Origin of the sequence: Siminovitchia sediminis (genome assembly GCF_042680885.1) — a bacterium.
GTDB classification, from domain to species: domain Bacteria; phylum Bacillota; class Bacilli; order Bacillales; family Bacillaceae_C; genus Siminovitchia; species Siminovitchia sediminis.
In genome coordinates, this window is the sequence record NZ_JBHUEO010000005.1 from 89099 (window position 1) to 106477 (window position 17379).

At 41.5% G+C, this 17379-nt stretch carries 16 protein-coding genes and 1 pseudogene; 11 read left to right on the top strand and 6 right to left on the bottom strand.

Features of this window, described 5'->3' with window-relative positions; translation table 11 throughout:
- Positions 1-91: 91 nt before the first annotated feature.
- Both ACFSCZ_RS02970 and ACFSCZ_RS02975 read right to left on the bottom strand, forming a co-directional pair.
- Positions 92-1861 carry a B12-binding domain-containing radical SAM protein gene (locus tag ACFSCZ_RS02970; RefSeq protein ID WP_380772256.1) on the bottom strand — a complete coding sequence of 590 codons (1770 nt, stop codon included), beginning with the start codon at positions 1859-1861 and terminating at the stop codon, positions 92-94.
- A 155-nt stretch (positions 1862-2016) separates the two neighbouring features.
- The gene (locus tag ACFSCZ_RS02975; RefSeq protein WP_380772257.1) at positions 2017-3036 is read right to left on the bottom strand and encodes an acyltransferase family protein; all 1020 of its coding nucleotides are present in this window, start codon (positions 3034-3036) and stop codon (positions 2017-2019) included.
- Between the two features lie 117 nt (positions 3037-3153).
- Between ACFSCZ_RS02975 and ACFSCZ_RS02980 the strand changes: the two genes are divergently transcribed.
- Complete coding sequence (locus tag ACFSCZ_RS02980) at positions 3154-3639, top strand: methylated-DNA--[protein]-cysteine S-methyltransferase (RefSeq protein WP_380772258.1); 486 nt, start codon at positions 3154-3156, stop codon at positions 3637-3639.
- 127 nt (positions 3640-3766) lie between these two features.
- Positions 3767-4024: an aspartyl-phosphate phosphatase Spo0E family protein gene (locus ACFSCZ_RS02985; RefSeq protein WP_380772259.1), complete on the top strand. Its 258-nt coding sequence runs from the start codon at positions 3767-3769 to the stop codon at positions 4022-4024.
- A gap of 139 nt (positions 4025-4163) precedes the next feature.
- Here the strand turns inward: ACFSCZ_RS02985 and ACFSCZ_RS02990 are convergent, their stop codons facing one another.
- On the bottom strand, positions 4164-6317 hold the full coding sequence (locus ACFSCZ_RS02990; protein ID WP_380772260.1) for an ATP-dependent Clp protease ATP-binding subunit: 2154 nt from the start codon (positions 6315-6317) through the stop codon (positions 4164-4166).
- A gap of 212 nt (positions 6318-6529) precedes the next feature.
- Between ACFSCZ_RS02990 and ACFSCZ_RS02995 the strand changes: the two genes are divergently transcribed.
- Positions 6530-7555 (top strand): YkvI family membrane protein, encoded by a 1026-nt coding sequence (locus ACFSCZ_RS02995; protein WP_380772261.1) that lies wholly within the window; start codon positions 6530-6532, stop codon positions 7553-7555.
- A 130-nt stretch (positions 7556-7685) separates the two neighbouring features.
- Here the strand turns inward: ACFSCZ_RS02995 and ACFSCZ_RS03000 are convergent, their stop codons facing one another.
- Positions 7686-8387: a hypothetical protein gene (locus ACFSCZ_RS03000; RefSeq protein ID WP_380772262.1), complete on the bottom strand. Its 702-nt coding sequence runs from the start codon at positions 8385-8387 to the stop codon at positions 7686-7688.
- 292 nt (positions 8388-8679) lie between these two features.
- Positions 8680-8871 carry a YkvS family protein gene (locus ACFSCZ_RS03005; RefSeq protein WP_380772263.1) on the bottom strand — a complete coding sequence of 64 codons (192 nt, stop codon included), beginning with the start codon at positions 8869-8871 and terminating at the stop codon, positions 8680-8682.
- Between the two features lie 173 nt (positions 8872-9044).
- Here ACFSCZ_RS03005 and ACFSCZ_RS03010 point away from each other — a divergent pair, with 173 nt between their 5' ends.
- From ACFSCZ_RS03010 to ACFSCZ_RS03020, 3 genes and pseudogenes are all read left to right on the top strand, one after another.
- The gene (locus ACFSCZ_RS03010) at positions 9045-10229 is read left to right on the top strand and encodes a YeiH family protein (RefSeq protein ID WP_380772264.1); all 1185 of its coding nucleotides are present in this window, start codon (positions 9045-9047) and stop codon (positions 10227-10229) included.
- Positions 10230-10475: 246 nt separating this feature from the next.
- A complete protein-coding gene (locus tag ACFSCZ_RS03015; RefSeq protein WP_380772488.1) occupies positions 10476-11261 on the top strand; it encodes an SDR family oxidoreductase in 786 nt (261 codons plus the stop codon).
- 159 nt (positions 11262-11420) lie between these two features.
- A pseudogene (locus ACFSCZ_RS03020) lies at positions 11421-12293 on the top strand (NAD(P)-dependent oxidoreductase); the annotation flags it as partial.
- A gap of 348 nt (positions 12294-12641) precedes the next feature.
- Here the strand turns inward: ACFSCZ_RS03020 and ACFSCZ_RS03025 are convergent.
- Complete coding sequence (locus ACFSCZ_RS03025; RefSeq protein WP_380772266.1) at positions 12642-13109, bottom strand: YkyB family protein; 468 nt, start codon at positions 13107-13109, stop codon at positions 12642-12644.
- Positions 13110-13308: 199 nt separating this feature from the next.
- On the opposite strand from ACFSCZ_RS03025, the gene ACFSCZ_RS03030 reads away from it, so the two are divergent.
- The 5 genes from ACFSCZ_RS03030 (at position 13309) to ACFSCZ_RS03050 (ending at position 17375) form a co-directional block, all read left to right on the top strand.
- Positions 13309-13530 carry a hypothetical protein gene (locus ACFSCZ_RS03030; protein ID WP_380772267.1) on the top strand — a complete coding sequence of 74 codons (222 nt, stop codon included), beginning with the start codon at positions 13309-13311 and terminating at the stop codon, positions 13528-13530.
- Between the two features lie 181 nt (positions 13531-13711).
- Complete coding sequence (locus tag ACFSCZ_RS03035) at positions 13712-13966, top strand: YkuJ family protein (RefSeq protein ID WP_380772268.1); 255 nt, start codon at positions 13712-13714, stop codon at positions 13964-13966.
- Between the two features lie 146 nt (positions 13967-14112).
- On the top strand, positions 14113-14541 hold the full coding sequence (gene cbpB, locus ACFSCZ_RS03040) for a cyclic-di-AMP-binding protein CbpB (protein WP_380772269.1): 429 nt from the start codon (positions 14113-14115) through the stop codon (positions 14539-14541).
- Between the two features lie 89 nt (positions 14542-14630).
- Positions 14631-15842 (top strand): multidrug effflux MFS transporter, encoded by a 1212-nt coding sequence (locus ACFSCZ_RS03045; RefSeq protein WP_380772270.1) that lies wholly within the window; start codon positions 14631-14633, stop codon positions 15840-15842.
- 30 nt (positions 15843-15872) lie between these two features.
- On the top strand, positions 15873-17375 hold the full coding sequence (locus ACFSCZ_RS03050; RefSeq protein ID WP_380772271.1) for an MDR family MFS transporter: 1503 nt from the start codon (positions 15873-15875) through the stop codon (positions 17373-17375).
- Positions 17376-17379 lie beyond the last annotated feature (4 nt).

Below are 17379 nucleotides of genomic sequence, written 5' to 3' on the forward strand. Positions count from 1 at the left end.
GTCCTCTAAAACAGTCACTGAAGACATCCGGTGATAGCGTGAGAACCCAAAACACAATGATTGCCAAAGTGGATTTTGCCCCTTTACTCGATTATGCCATCTGGAAATGCTGCTCGGTTTCCAAAGGATAAAACGAGGACCGGCCGGTGGCAGGGTCAAAATAAACCAGGGCATAGGAGGTTTGTGGAATAATGTTTCCATTGTGTATATATTCACCTAATAAAAATGGGAACTTTTCAATAATCGTATGTTTATATAACTCGCGTTCATTTAACTTCAATGATGCAAATTCACTTCCCGCCAGACTGTTGTCCTCATTGATGGCGGAATAAATGTCGGTGCGCTCCTGCCTGCCGACCGAAGCGGAGGGGGACCACCATAGTTTCCTCGGCTTATAACGATGGTTTAACAAATAATCATATTTCATAATGCCCTCAGCCAATTTTCTGTTCCTGATTTCCTTATCATGCAAAAACTGCAAAAGTCTTTTAAACAGGTCTTCCAGCTGGTGTCCGATGCGTGACCAGCCTTGTTCATCCCAATAAGAACCAAACTCCTGGAAGAAATCAAACGGCGTATCAAAACAGGCAGTTGTGATATAGTCTACCGCATGATCCATTCTGTGACCGTTCCAATATTTTTCCAATACATCTTCGACTTGCTTAATTTTTAAGACATCTTCAAAATCCAGCACATGATTTTGAAGTATTTCATACGGTGCCTGGTCCATATAAACGTATCCAAACTGTTTTGCAGATATTCTTAATCCGGTACCTCTGAGCATTTTTAAAAAGCCAAGCTGCAATTCTTCGGGCTTTAAGGCAAAGACATCATTAAATGTTTTCTTGAAGGAATGATAATCCTCTTCAGGAAGTCCTGCAATTAAATCCAGATGCTGGACGATTTTCCCGCCGTCTTTTACCATCGTTACAGTTCTCGTCAGCTTTTCAAAGTTTTGACGCCTTTTAACAAGCTGATTCGTCAGGTCATTTGTGGATTGAACTCCAATTTCAAAGCGAAAGAGCCCTGGCGGCGCATTTTTATTTAAAAAGTCGATGACTTCCGGACGCATGATGTCGCCCGTAATTTCAAATTGGAATACAGTGCCGGGTACATGTTCATCAATTAAAAATTGAAACATTTCCATTGCATAGCTTCGGCTGATATTAAAAGTGCGGTCGACAAATTTGATGGTCTTGGCGCCATTCGCCATTAAGTATCTGATGTCTTCCTTCATTTGTTCGCGTTTAAAATACCTTACGCCCACTTCAATGGATGAAAGGCAAAATTGGCAGCTGAAAGGGCAGCCTCTGCTTGTTTCAATATAAGTCACCCGTTTGGATAAATTTTCTTTGTCTTCGGGAAAGCGGAAGGGTGATGGCATTTCTCTCAGATCTATTTTTTCCCTGATCGGGTTGATTACTGGTTTATCGTCCTTTACAAAACCAATTCCCAAAATGTCATCCGTACTGCCGCCATTTTTTAATGCATCAAGCAGCACTTTGAAAGTTTTTTCACCTTCTCCAATGACGATAAAGTCTATTTCTTTTAAACGCTTAAGCCAATAGACAACATCGTAGGAGACCTCTGGGCCTCCCAGTATAATTTTGACTTCCGGAAGAACTTTTCGGATGATCTGAATGACTTTGATCGTTTCTTCGATGTTCCATATATAACAGCTAAACCCCAGGACATCCGGTTTTTTGGAAAAAAGGTCTGTTACAATATTGAGTGCGGGGTCATTGATGGTGTATTCTGCAAGCTCGATGGAATGTTCAGGCTCGGCAAATGCCTTTAAGTACCGGATGGCCAGGTTGGTATGTATATATTTCGCATTCAGCGTACTGGCGATTACTTTCATCTGTTGTGCAGCTCCTTTTGTTGCGCTCCTATTTTCTTTCATTTTAACGAAGAATAAAGAAAACCACAAATTGATGTTAAAAAAAGAAGGAATTTTTTGAATAATGGCGAATGGTCCTATTGTAACAGAAAAAAGGAGCGAACCATCGCTCCAGATTATGTCGAACTGTATTCATTTCTTAACCGGTTGGCTGCTTTCTTCCATCTGGTAAAAGTCATTTCAATAAAAGGCTGTGTTAAACCGGTAATTAATTTACTTGAAAGGAGGGCGGTCAAAATAAGACTGGCAATCAATAAAATCGGCAATTGCATTTGATTAATATACTCCTCCATGTTCAGCCCTCTAAATGTCCGGATGATAAATCCGTGCAGCAAGTAAACGTACAAGGTATTTCTCCCCCAACGGGTAAAAAAGAATTGCCGTTTTGGAACAAATGCTAAAAAGCTTGCAGCCATTGCAGCTTGAACAGCATATATGACGGCCCGCTTCACCATTCCATAAAACTCTGCATTTCCCATCTCAATATAGGATTTTGAACCAAAAAACCATTTTTCATTAAAATCGGGGAAGCTAAGTAAGCCAACGGCTACAGTCACCATGATTAAAACTGCTCCCAGTTTTACCCTCGGCTGTACCAAGGCCTCAATCTGTTTCTTGCTCAAGTAATAACCGATTAAGAAAAACGGGAAAAAGACCAAGGTTCTCGATAAACTAAAATAAGTCGAAATCCAGTCGAAATATCCTGCCCCAAGTCCGATCAGAACGGCAAGGGTGAGAGCGTATCCCGGTTTCATACGGTTAAAAATCAGCAGCATGATATGCCAGCAAAACAGGCTGATTAAGAACCAAAGTGACCAATGCGGCTGAAAAAGCTCCAATTGAAAGGTGTCTTTACTGTTTAAAAAGTAGTAAAATATTGCATAGACGATTTGAAATAAAATGTATGGGAGAATTAATTTCTTTGTTATTTTGCTGATATATCCCTTTTCATAGATCCCTTTCGCGAAAAAGCCCGAAATCAAGATAAAGGCCGGCATGTGAAACGTATAAATAAATTTATACAAGAAAGAAATGAAGGCATTTGTATCAATGTAGGATTGAAGGAAATGCCCAAACACGACGAGAAAAATCAATAATATTTTAGCATTGTCAAAATAAGAATCTCGCTTTTTCATTTTTATCACCTGCAACTCTGTTCGTCACTCATTCACTTTACCCTCTACAATCATACTTAAACATTACATTTAGGTAACAAAAGATGATGAGAGCGGGATGGAAAAGGAGAATCTAATATGTCATTTTATTATACTGAAATGGACAGTTCAATAGACAAATTGTTTCTATTGGCGACAGATGCTGGAATGACAGGGATTTATTTCAGTTATGATGAAATTCCAAATCAATTAAAAGAGTCGATGTCTCAACAAGATGACCATCTTGTTTTAAAAGAAGCTATTATTCAGCTGAGGGAATATTTTCAAGGAAAACGCCAAACATTCACCGTACCGTTATCTATTCAGGGGACAACCTTTCAAAAAGCAGTCTGGGAGCAGCTATTGGCTATTCCATACGGGGAAACGAGGTCGTATGCCGATATTGCTGCCGCTATTGAAAATGAAAAAGCTGTTAGGGCAGTCGGCCAAGCAAACAAGGCGAATCGTTTGCCTATTTTAATCCCTTGTCACCGTGTCATTGGAAAAAATAAAAGTTTAACAGGGTATGCGGGGAACCAAATCGATAAAAAGGAGCAGCTTCTTATATTGGAAGGTGTCTTATGACAGTAAGTATGAAAAAGAAACGAAGTTTTGTCATAAAGATGTCTTTTTTTGAATGACTGTTTACAAACTTCCCTAATTTTGAGACAATAAGTCAGTCGAAGAGAACGATGTCGGAGGGAATTACTTTATGTACAGCTGTCAGGATCAAAGGTTATTTTTAGCAAAGATACAGAAGAAACGTGAAGAAATGATGGTTCTAGGAGAAAAATACGGTCTTTGCGCGGATCAAACGGTGACCTGCAGCCGGGAATTGGACAAGCTGCTAAACGATTATTATTATAATTTCCAATCAGAAACCTCTCCAACGTCTTTTCATCAGATGCGTAAACCACCGTTTGCTCTATTTGCAAATGCCTATTCATCAAGAAAAATTCAAACTTCGTAACTATGTCAGGACAGGCCTAGTGTCATACCGGCTATGGGCAAGCCTGAAACTTCAAAGCACAAAATAAAACGCTTGGGCCTTCAATCTTATGAAGCGCCCAAGCGTTTTTTCTTTATTGGTGCCATTTACGACTGCAACACTAAACAGCTTCTATTGGTTTAACAGTAATTTTTTCATTCTCCATAACAGCTTTAAGATGTTTTACATCTTCATGATCCAAGAGAAAATCTGCAATTTGATCTTCAAGCTGTTCTTGGATGGCCCGTCGAAGAGGACGTGCACCAAATTGTGGATGGTAACCGAGTTCGGCTAATTTTTCTTTTACTTCTTCTGTGATTTCTAGTTCTACATTTTGTTCTGACAACGAATGGATTAATTCAGCTATAAGAAGATCCACGATTTTTAACAAATGTTCTTTCGTAAGCTGATTGAACTCGATAATAGCATCAAAGCGGTTTAAGAATTCTGGTTTAAAGAATGAGCCTAGTGTGTCCAAGATGCTTGTTTCTCTCAATGCATCACTCTTATCGAAACCAACTTTAATTTCTTTCACACTTGATCCGGCGTTGCTGGTCATAATTATCACGGTATCTTTAAAGCTAACCGTTCTGCCTTGGCTGTCTGTCAATCTGCCGTCCTCCATGATTTGCAGGAACATATGCTGTACGTCAGGGTGCGCCTTTTCAATCTCATCAAGCAATATAATACTGTATGGATTGCGGCGTACTCTCTCAGTTAACTGACCGGCTTCTTCATGGCCAACATATCCTGGAGGTGATCCGATCAACTTGGATACGCTGTGTTTTTCCATATATTCACTCATATCAAGCCGGATATAGGCATCTTTTGTCCCGAACAATTCTTCGGCCAGTACTCTTGTCAGTTCAGTTTTACCCACACCTGTTGGTCCTGCGAACAGGAAGGATCCGATTGGACGATTCTTGGCCTTTAATCCGGCGCGGCTGCGGCGGATGGCTTTAGCAACTTTCCTTACGGCCTCTTCCTGGCCGATGACTTTGGAAGACAGGCTGTGCACTAAATGTTTCATTTTCTTTTGTTCATCTGACTCCAGTTTACCTACAGGAATCCCTGTTTTCTGCGCAATGATCTCTTCAATGGTTTGCACATCTACAACCAGCCTGTGCTCAGAGGATTCTTCGTTAAGAATTTTCTCCAAGTACGTTTCTTCATCTCGGAGTTTAGCCGCTGTTTCATAATCTTCTTTGGCCAGAGCAGCTTGTTTTTCTTTTTCCAACTCTGCATATCTCTGTAACGCTTCTTCTTTATTTGGCTTAGTGATCATCAAGTTTATTTTTGATCCGGCTTCATCCATTAAATCAATCGCTTTGTCTGGAAGGAAGCGGTCTTGAATATAACGGTTTGACAAGTCTACACAAGCTTTTAGCGCTTCATTTGTATATGTCACACTGTGGAAGTTTTCATACTTGTCCTTTAAACCATGTAAAATTTCAAGGGCTTTTTCCAAGCTTGGTTCGCCGACCAGTACCGGCTGGAAGCGCCTTTCCAAAGCAGCATCTTTCTCAATTTGACGGTACTCTTTAAGCGTAGTTGCGCCAATGACTTGGAGTTCGCCTCGGGCCAATGCCGGTTTTAAAATGTTACCGGCGTCCATGGATCCTTCAGCTGAGCCTGCACCCACAAGCAAGTGAATTTCGTCAATGAACAGCAAAACGTTTTTACGGTTTTGAAGTTCGGCAATAAGTTGTTTCATTCTTTCCTCAAATTGGCCTCTAATACCTGTATTAGCGACAAGAGAAGCCACATCAAGTAAGTAAACTTCTTTGTTTTTTAATTTAGAAGGGACAGTTTCTTCAATAATCTTTAAAGCCAGCCCTTCAGCAATCGCTGTTTTACCAACGCCCGGCTCACCGATTAATACAGGATTGTTTTTATTTCTCCGGTTTAGAATTTCGATGACCCGGTGAATTTCTTCTTCACGCCCAATCACAGGGTCGATTAATCCTGCTCGGGCAGCATCATTTAGATTGCGGCCAAACTGATCAAGAAATCCTCCGCCCTGACCTCCGGCACTTTGTTGAACGTGGGGGTTTATGTTTGGATGAAAGGAATGCCCGCCCGTACCTGGAAAACCTTTGAAGAAGTCATCCAAGTTTCCAAGATTGTTCCCAAACGGCAAGCCTTTCTTCGCAGGGTTATTATTTTTTTCAGCGGCATAACAAGCAGAGCATAATGCCAGGGTTTGCTTTTGTCCGTTCATATTTACATGGAGATGAACATTAGCATTTCTTTGATTACATTTGCTGCATATCATATCGTTATCCCTCCAATATTTAAATTTCGACTTTGACTTTGACTTTCTTTGACTAATGATTGATTAAAAAACAGGTCTTTTTGTTTGATCAAATTTGACCTTGTAGCTTTATTATACACTGACCATTTTTGACTTTCAACCCTTTGATAAAAAAAGCAGATTTTTTTCGTACTTGTCTCATATGGATAAAAGAGAGGAAAGGGGAGCATCAGTTGAAAAAATGGTCAGAGGCTTTCCAAGTAGCAGCTGTATTTGTCGGTACTATCGTGGGAGCTGGTTTTGCAACAGGACGGGAGATCGTAGAGTTTTTTACCAGATTCGGTGCTTGGGGAACAGCAGCCATTTTACTTGCAGGGGTCCTGTTTATTATTTCAGGTGCAAAAATGATGTTGATTGCGATTCACATAAAGGCACAGTCCTTTGAGGAACTCAATCAGTATTTATTTGGCAGGTTCTCTGCAGTTATGAATCTCTTCCTATTTATGATGCTCGCAGGCGTATGTGCAGTCATGCTTTCCGGAGCGGAGGCCTTGTTTACGGAGCAGCTGAATCTTCCGCGTCATTCCGGGCTGCTTTTTACCGTGGTACTTACTTTAATTGTTCTGTCTGCAGGGATTAAAGGGTTGTTTGGTGTCAATGCCTTTGTTGTGCCCTTAATGGTATTTTTCACCTTTTTGGTGATGATTCAGGTCTTTCAAACCGGCAGTAGTTTTCAGTCTGAATTTACTTTTTTGGATTGGAAGGAAGGGGTTCAAGCCGGACTATCAGCCTTTTCTTATGCAGCATTTAATCTCGCTCTGGCTCAAGCTGTTTTAGTGCCAATGGCTATTGAGATTAACGACAGAAATACAGTAAGGCTGGGTGGAATCGTGGGCGGGGTGTTGCTGACCGTCATTTTATTATTGAGTCACATGACACTTGGCACACATACGGATCCTGCGGCCTATGAAATTCCGATGGCTGTCATCGTAAAGAGAGCAGCAGGGGGATTATATTTGATTTATCTTCTTATTATATATGGAGAGATCTTTACATCTGTCATCGGGAACTTGTATGGACTGGAAAAGCAAATACGACAATATATTCCCATCCGCAGTTTTTTCATTCACGCCGGTATATTGGCTGCAGTATATATCGTCAGTCTGGTCAAATATAGTACGCTGCTTGAATGGCTGTACCCGCTATTCGGTTATGTCAGTATTGGTTTTTTATTGCTGTTGCTCATAAAAAAATCATAGCCTGGCGGCTGCACCAGGCTTTGTAGACTTTTAGCAAAAACTAAACAAGTCTTCTTCAGGGTCCCCGGCCAAATCCGGATGCCGTGCACACCAATGAAAGCCCATTTCCAAATCTTCATTTGGCGGAGGTTTATTCCCACTCAATGGTTTTTGCCATCGCCAAAAATGGATCCTCTGCTTGTTGTTGAGAAGGAGTAAAAATCGTTAATTTCAGGAGATCGTTTCCCTGTGGAATAAGGTATGCGCTGACACGATCCTGATCATTTTCGGCTGTAAAACCTGATGCATTTTTGAGCCAATCATGATGGTCAGGCAGGGTTTTCTTAATGTCAGAACTTACCGATTCAAGCTGGGATTTGACCGTTTCAGTTTCTTGCTCAATATTTGCATCTTTTGGAAGGAGTTCAATCCGCATGAAGAGCGTATCATTTTCTTTCATATACAGGACGTCTTTACGCGGTTCTTCACCAGTTAATTCATATTCCGGCAGTACAAACAAAGAAAAATCCTGGTTGTCACTCTGTTTTAAAAACGCCGTTTTCTCAAATTGTTTTCCATTCACTTTGTAGGTAAGATTTTGTTCCATGATCCGGATGTTTCCATTTTCCTGATCTTGATCGGCAGTTGAAGAATCTTCCGCAGAACTTTCGTTTTCTACAGCGGAATCATCACCGGTTGAATCCTGTCCTGATGTCGAATTTGTCTCTTCCTGATTGCCCGTCTCTTCAAGTACAGAATTCGAGTTTTCTTGCTCATTACTATTTGTTGTGCCGCATGCTGAGATGAATGTGAAAGACAACAAAACGATAAGTAATAATAGAAATTTCTTCAATGGTAATCCTCCTGGAGTCAGTATTACATATAACCAGTTCTTTTCTGAGCATGCAATTGTTTCCTTTTTTACTTGAAAAAAGCCGGTTCTTCCATTCCTATATTCGGTATGATACGGGTAATTTTGGAAGGGAACCGGTACATATAATTAAATAATTGAAGGGACTAAAGATGCTCAGCTTATACATTGTGATTAAATACATGACAAGTTTATGTGACATGTAAATGAAAGCTGGTCACGTTTCTTTTTGGCAGGTTCAGCAGGATTCCTGCCTTCATAATAGATGCTTGTATTATAGTTTAACGGACTCTGTAATGATTTTATAATTTCGGTGGTTAATGACTGTTTTTTCCTCTAAATCAAGCTCCCGGTAGTTCTCCATATAGGTGAGGTCAACAATTACAGAGTTTTCATTTATCTTTTCCACAATTCCCCTAAGGCCATTTTTAAATTCGATAAGATCACCGACTTTTGCAACTTTCATTGGCTTCTCCCCTTTATTTTTTTCTATAGTGTGCACTAAATTGAGAGAAAGTGCAAACACTATATACCAAAAAACTCCGCTGTCATAAAGATTTGCAATAGAGACTATCAAAAGAACGAATGATCCCCTTTCCCTGATACGTGCTAGAATGTGTATAACACGCATGAAAGGGGTTGAAGGCGATCAACACAGCGAAAGTGAAAACAAACGATAGTACCAATGCCCAAAAGGACAGTCAAATGATCGGGATGCTTTCCGGCCTTGCCATCTGCCTGGCTGTCATGATGGCTGGAATATTTGTTGCAGATTGGATCGGAAAATTACTGATCGGGTTACACATTCTCCCTCCGGGAAGCGCCAGTCCGGTTTCAGGTATATTTGTCGCCATTCTTTTAGGAATCCTGATTCGAAATACAGTCGGTCTTCACACGGTTTTTACGCAAGGGGTTTCGTTCTCTGTTAAATACGCTTTAAGAGCCGGTATTATTCTTCTGGGACTTCGCCTCAGCCTGGTACAGGCGTTAAAGCTGGGGGCATGGGGGCTTCCCCTGATAGTTGCCTGTATCTCCTGCGGATTGATTGTTACATTATACTTTACACGGAAAATGAATCAGTCAAAAAGATTAGGAACACTTATCGCATGTGGAACAGGAATATGCGGAGTAACAGCTATCATGGCAACATCGCCAGTGGTGAAAGCAAAAGATGACGAAATTTCCTATGCGATAGCAAACATTACGATGTTTGGTTTGATTGGAATGCTTTTTTACCCATATGCTGCACATTTCTTTTTTGCCGATGAACCCATCAAAGCTGGTTTGTTTCTGGGAACAGCCATTCATGATACGGCTCAAGTGGCTGGATCGGCCTTGATTTACAGCCAGATGTTTAATATGGAAAAAGCAGTGGATGTTGCTACAATTACAAAGCTGACAAGAAATCTATTCATCATTGCGGTCATTCCGCTCATATCTTACTTATTTTTCAAAAATGGCGGCGGTACTGAAGATGAGAAAGTCAATATTCCTAAGTGGTATAAATTAATCCCGCTCTTTGTCGTTGGTTTTCTGCTGATGGCACTCATCCGTACAGCCGGGGACTTTACAACTGATCAATCCGGCCAGGCGTTTGGATTTTTTTCTCCTGCAGGATGGGAGGCATTTTATACACAAGCCAGCAGTTTTGGGTCCACCTATTTATTGGGGATGGCCATGGCCGGAGTAGGGCTGTCTACAAACTTTCACATTTTTAAGGGCCTTGGGTTTAAACCCTTTATTATCGGATTCATAGCTGCGGTATCAGTAGGCGCCGTCAGCCTGATCCTCGTATCATTATTTGGCGGGTTGATCTCGGTATAATTTGTAACAAAATTGAAATATATAAAAAGGTAAAAATGAGGTTAGTGAAGTTAGGATTGGGTAATAGAATACTAACCATGACTGATTGGAATTTCAAGTAGTCATGTCAATCTCATTTTTCCCCCTTTTTTGGAAGACCATGAGTCTTCCTTTTTTTGTCCAACATCTCATTATGCTGAACTCGAGGATTTTTCTATATGATATACTTATGTCAAGATTCCGAAGATATAAAAGGAGATGAGAATGTTGGACTTAGGATTAAAGGGGAAGAAAGCGCTTGTAATGGCTTCGAGTCAGGGATTGGGAAAGGCTGTTGCTGAGCAATTGGCAATAGAAGGAACAGATGTCATGCTGGCCAGCAGAAATGAGGAGCGGCTGAAAGAAGTGGCTGAAGAACTAAATAGGCTGCGCGGAGGAAAAGTCGAATACATAAAATGTGATATAACCAACCTTGATGACATTCAAAGGACAGTCAAACATACAGGAGAAGTGTTAGGTGGAATTGACATTTTAATTAACAATGCCGGAGGACCTCCTGCAGGAAGCTTTGAAAGTATGAAAGATGAGGACTGGCAACAATCTTTTGAACTGAACCTCCTTTCTTATATAAGAGTCATCAGAGAAGCGCTTCCTTATTTAAAGGAAAAAGGCGGAAAAATTATTAACATCGCGTCGTCTTCCATTAGGGAACCTATTCCCGGGTTGATCTTATCTAATACATTTAGGCTGGGGATTGTCGGAATGTCCAAAACAATCGCCGATGAATTTGCTAAGTATAACATACTGATAAATACCGTAGGTCCTGGAAGAATCTCAACGGAAAGAGTGCACCACCTTGATGAAGTGGAAGCCAAACGGCAAGGCGTATCTCCAGCGGAAATTAAAGCCCGGTCAGAAGAGAGCATACCGCTTGGAAGGGAAGGCAGGCCAGAAGAATTTGCAAAAATGGTTGTTTTCTTGGCTTCTGAAGGAAACACATACTTGACAGGAAGTACACTGGTTATTGATGGCGGGAAGCTAAGATCTATATAGAAAAGCGTAGGCCGGATGATTAGGGGCGACAAGCTGGAGACAAAACCAATGAAGGCGCATTTGGCCTTCATGGTTTAGTCGAAGCGACCTCGAGCCCTTCCGGCCGGATCTGGATAGAAGAAAAGCGTAGGAGCCGCAGATGGACAATGGAAAAAGGAGGATACTTATATGAAAACAATCGGCTTTATTGGACTGGGCGTTATGGGAAGATCCATGGTCCGCAATTTAATAAAGAACGGATACCCTGCTGTCCTTTATACCCGTACGAAAGCAAAGGCCGGAGAATTGCTTCGGGAAGGAGCCGAATGGCGAGATACACCGCGTGAAGTTGCTGAAGCTTCGGATGTCATCATAACCATGGTAGGCTATCCACATGATGTAGAAAGTGTTTATTTTGGAAATAAAGGCATTTTTGAAGGGGCTGGAGAAGGCAAGATTGTTATCGATATGACAACCTCTACCCCGACCCTTGCCAAAAAAATTTCTGACGAGGCATTGAAATATGGAATGGCGGCCTTGGACGCCCCGGTCTCAGGAGGGGATATCGGGGCCAAAAACGGTACGCTTTCGATCATGGCAGGGGGATCGGAAAAAATATTTAACGAAGTTCGGTCTATATTCTCTGTCCTTGGAAACAACATTGTTTTTCATGGTGGAGCCGGTGCAGGCCAGCATGCCAAAATGTGCAACCAAATAGCGATAGCCTCTAATATGATTGGCGTTACCGAGGCGCTGGTGTATGCCAGGAAGGCTGGTCTGGATGCCGAGAAAATGCTGGAATCGATCAGTACGGGTGCAGCAGGGAGCTGGTCTTTATCCAACTTAATTCCGAGAGTTTTAAAAGAAGATTATTCTCCGGGGTTTTTTATTAAACACTTTATAAAAGATATGGGAATTGCTATTGAGGAAGCCAAAAAAATGGAGTTGGAGCTTCCAGGGTTGGAACTGGCGCAAAAAATGTATCAAACGTTGGCTGCAAAAGGGGAAGAAGACAGCGGGACACAGGCACTGATTAAATATTGGAGTAAATAATTGATCGAGACCCCGTGATCTTCAACATATGGTTCAGAAATTTAAATCGAAAGTTAGAAGATAGGCTGTGCATGAAATTCAGTTTATGGCTGACTTGCTGACAGCCTTTTTTTTATTTAGATCCAACATATTATATATATCCATTTTCAGGCGAACATAGTGTCCTGCTTCCGGCCGAACTAAGCAAGGGACCCAACGTTCAAAACTTTCTCTTTGTTTGCCTGCTCGGAGCCAGGTTCTTCCAGTTAAAAACGTACTGAAAATAGAAATTCATTTCACAAAAAACCGGAGAAGAACATCGTCATCCTTTCTATTCCCTTACCGGTTGCAAGGGGAAGACAACAAATATTAAAAGCTGTCTCCCAACTTTTTAAATACAGGTTTTTGGTGATTTCTATGACGGTGTTTATGTTGATTCTGCTTGGGTTCCTTGAGACCAGTGTATTCTTGGAGGAGCTTTTTGGCATAATTTAAAGACATGCGAGTTTTTGGATTGCGGGAATGCTGATCAAGATGGCCTAAATGAGGTAATTGTTGAAAATCTTCCTTTGTCGGCGGAATATGAAAAGTATAATTGCCACACTTAACTAACACATCTGATTGCTGTTGGCTGAACTTGGGGTTTCTGGAAAAATGAAGTCCGGTTTTTACCGCTTTTTTTTCCTTGATCATTTTTTCAAGTGCCTGTTTTTTTAAGCTGTATAGAAACTTGGAGTCCGTGGCAGTTTTTGCATGCCGGTTTACTATAAATATCGCTTGGGAAAGATTATTGACTGTCGGCTTTAGCGGAGCTGGTTTTTTAACATCCGGATCCACAAATATATTCTCCTTTCTGTGTCTGATGGAAAGTACATATCATTATATCATATTAAAAAATGATGAAAAAGCAAGTCAAGAGTTTATGAATTTATACTTGAAATGGGAGCATGTCAGGTGTATATTTACTGTGTCAGTGAGATGGTGATTACAAGGTTGAACATATATAAAGGACGCATGCAAGGAAGGGGTTGCTGACTTGAAGAAGAACAGAAATTATGAAGCTGTTTTCCTGCCATCAAAATCCGGAGTCATTAAAATATATATTTATGGATTTAAACCGTACGGTTCATGGGGGCAAGTCTATACGAGCATGAATGGGGTTTCCGTTCATGTAAAAGGATATAACCGCAAAAAAACCGTCATACGCGCCCTTAGAAAGCTAAATGAATCTTTATTGAATATAAAAGAGGACCAGTAAATAAAAAACATTGATTTATGGTTTGGCAGCTGTATGTCAGGGTAATTAAAATAGGGCGGCTGCTTCTTGTTTAATCATTTTTATTGATTCATATTACGCTCGCCCTCCCTAAAGAAATTTGCATTGTGAAATCAGCTTCTTTTATAATAAGTGTGTCTTCCCAAAGAAAGGGGTAAAAAACATGTCTCAATTATTAGGTATTATTCAACGACTGCAAACAATGCAAAATATGGAGGGCCATGAGGATGTACCTCAAAGACAGTTTGAAGTAAACGGAAAAGTAATCTGCCAAGTGAAGTTTTTTTCCAATACCGGAACATTTGAAGTGGAAGAATACGATAAAGACAAGAACAAGAAAACGTATCAATTTGATGACGTTGATGCTGCGGCTATAGAAATCTTTGATATCGTCCAGGAAGCAAAGTCCTTTAGTTAATCAGAGATTTTTTAACAAACCTATACTGAGGAAGCCGCCCATTTTGAAGGAAAAGATATTTCGCGTGCCAGATTTGTTTCCCTTTTCTAAATTTATGGTAAAATGATATTAGAAAGATTTTGCTAAAGAGATGAGGGAGTTTAACAATGATTTCCTTTAAAAGTCAGGCGGTCACGGAGCCTAAGCTCAGTGACTACATGATACCGTCTGAAAAAGTAGCCCATGTGCAAATAGGAAATAACTTGGAACACGCTTTGCTTGTTCTTACCAAAAGCGGGTATTCAGCAGTTCCAGTATTGGATGCCCGATTTAAGCTTCATGGTTTGATCAGCTCAGCGATTATAACGGAATCTATATTGGGACTGGAACGAATCGAATTCGAAAAACTTAGCGATAAAAAAGTTGAAGATGTCATGGCAGTGAACATTCCAATCGTATTGCTCAACGACGATTTTAAAAAAGTGGTCAATTTGTTGATCGATCATCCTTTTTTATGTGTTCTTGATGAAGAAGGATATTTTGAAGGCATTATTACAAGAAGGGCCCTTCTTAAAGAACTCAAATATCATCTTTAACTTGAATGAAAACGTTTTTTCAAAGCGGCTCCCTTTACACGGGAGCCTAATTTTTTTATTTTTGCGTTCTGAAGGGAGACAAGCTGTACATGAAGAACGTAGCTTACCCTCAACACTCAATGGATCCTGCTCCTAAAATACATCGAATGCGGGCCGCTGTTCTATTGGGTTCCTTAACGGCATTTGGTCCGCTCTCCATAGACATGTATTTACCTGCACTCCCTGAACTGGCTTCCGGCTATGGAGCTTCAGCATCTTTATCCCAGCTGAGTATCACTTCCTTTTTAATCGGCATGGCCGCAGGACAAATTATCATGGGCCCCATGAGTGATACACTCGGGAGAAAAAAACCTTTGTTGGCAGGACTGATTGTTTTCTCTGTTTCATCGATTTTGTGTGCTGCCATCCCATCCATATGGGGATTGATCTTCATGAGACTGATACAAGGCGCTTCAGCAGCTACAGGAATTGTCATTGCAAGAGCAGCTGCCCGTGATCTATATTCTGGGACAGAATTGACCAAGTTTTTCGCCTTGTTAATGCTGGTGAATGGAGCTGCCCCCATTGCTTCCCCCGTTGCTGGAGGTCTGCTTCTTTCCGTCATGCCATGGAAAGGGGTCTTTATGATCCTTGCCTTCATTGGTGCTGCGATGCTGGTGGCTGTCCTGTGGGGACTGCCTGAAACATTGCCTTCAGCAAAGAGATCTGCAGGCGGTATTTCAAACATGGTTCAGATCTTTATTCAATTAATACAAGACAAAGTGTTCATGGGGTATTGTTTGACACAGGGATTTGTGATGGCAGCCATGTTTTCTTATATTGCCGGCTCTCCGTTTTTGCTTCAAGAACATTTTCATTTATCTCCGCAGGTCTTTGGCCTTATATTTTCTCTGAACGGAGCAGGTATCATTATTGCTGCACAAATAACTGGACGGCTTGCGGGGAAGATCAGCGAAAAAATTTTATTGATTTTGGGACTGATGAAAGGATTGGCCGGCAGTGGCACGCTATGTCTGATGCTTTGGTTGAAGGCAGATCTGATCTTTGTTATATTACCGTTGTTCTTGGCGGTTTCCAGTGTGGGCATCGTTGGAACTTCTTCTTTTTCCCTTGCAATGAACGATAAAGAGAGAACAGCGGGAAGCGCTGCGGCATTGCATGGACTGATGCCGTATATTTTTGGAGCAGCAGCTGCACCTGTGGCTGGCCTTGGGGGCGGTATTATGCCAATGGGAATAACTATGGCAGCTTGTCACGGTTTAGCACTTTCCGTTTATTGGTTTTTCAGCTGGAAAAATTAGAATGTGTCTTGGATCAAAGGGGTTGGAAGAATGAGTGGAAAGGCCAAAAAACGTCCTGATACGAAAAGGCCCTATGTCCTAATCGCCGTCATGCTCGCCATGTTTATTGGTGCGATAGAAGCAACCATCGTTGCTACGGCAATGCCGGCCATTATTGGAGATTTGGGCGGCTTCGCCCATTACAGCTGGGTATTCTCTGCCTATTTGCTCATGAATACCATAACCGTACTTATTTATGGCAAGTTATCAGATTTATATGGCAGAAAGCCGGTACTTACATTTGGCATCAGTATTTTTTTAATCGGTTCCCTATTATGTGGTTTGGCAAATTCAATGAAGCAGCTGATTATTTTCAGGCTGATTCAAGGAGTCGGGGCAGGGGCAGTAATGCCGGTTGCCACAACTATTGTCGGTGATATATATACAGCGGAAGAACGAGCGCAGGTTCAAGGGTATTTATCAAGTGTCTGGGGGATATCTGCCATCATGGGCCCAGCGGCAGGCGGATTACTCGTAGAGTATATCAGCTGGAGATGGGTTTTCTGGGTCAGTATTCCTTTGGGGATTTTATCTGTGATTGGTATCTGGCTGTTTTTGCATGAAACCATTGACAAGAAGAAGCCAAAAGTTGATTTTGTCGGAGCGATTCTACTGACTACAGCTATCTCATCCTTGATGATCATCTTGGTGGAAGGGGGAGTTCGCATATCGTGGGGATCTCCTCAGGCGATGGGACTAGCATTCATGGCTTGCTCGGCCTTTTTACTCTTTCTTTTACATGAAAAAAAATCAGCGGAGCCGATGGTACCGCTTGAAATTTGGAAGATCCGCCCTATCCTGATTGCCAATGTTGTTTCTTTCACTACTGGTTTAATGCTGATTGGGATATCGAGTTTTCTGCCCGCTTATGTTCAGGGGGTGATGGAAGAAAGTGCAACCATTGCCGGATTTACTTTAACTGCTATGTCTATTGGCTGGCCGCTGGCCTCGACGGCTGCCGGAAAGTTAATATTAAAAATCGGATATCGTTCCACTTCTGTCATCGGAGGGGTATTTTTAGTGCTTGGCGGAGGTTTATTTGTTACAATCGTCCCATCAGCAGGGCCTGCAGGAGCTGCACTTTGCTCATTTTGTGTGGGGATTGGAATGGGACTCACGACGACATCCTTCATTGTGCTTATTCAGGGGGCAGTAAATTGGAAACGCAGAGGGAGTACGACAGCTGCCAATATGTTCATGCGAAATTTAGGTAATACGGTTGGAGCTGCTTTACTTGGCGGAATTTTAAACAGCCGGCTCTTGCAGTATTTTTCGGAACATGGTGGACATGCAGGAAAAAATCTCACGCTTGATTCGACAAATATGCTCCTGACAGAAGAACAAAGGTCAGTGCTGAGCGGTCCGGTTAAGTCTCTCATGCAGGAGGGACTGTCTTTTTCTCTGCACTCTGTGTACGTTGCTGTGTTTTTTTTCGGCATTGTCAGTTTGATCTTTATTCTTTTTCTGCCGAAGAAAAGTAATGCGGCAGCATAGATGC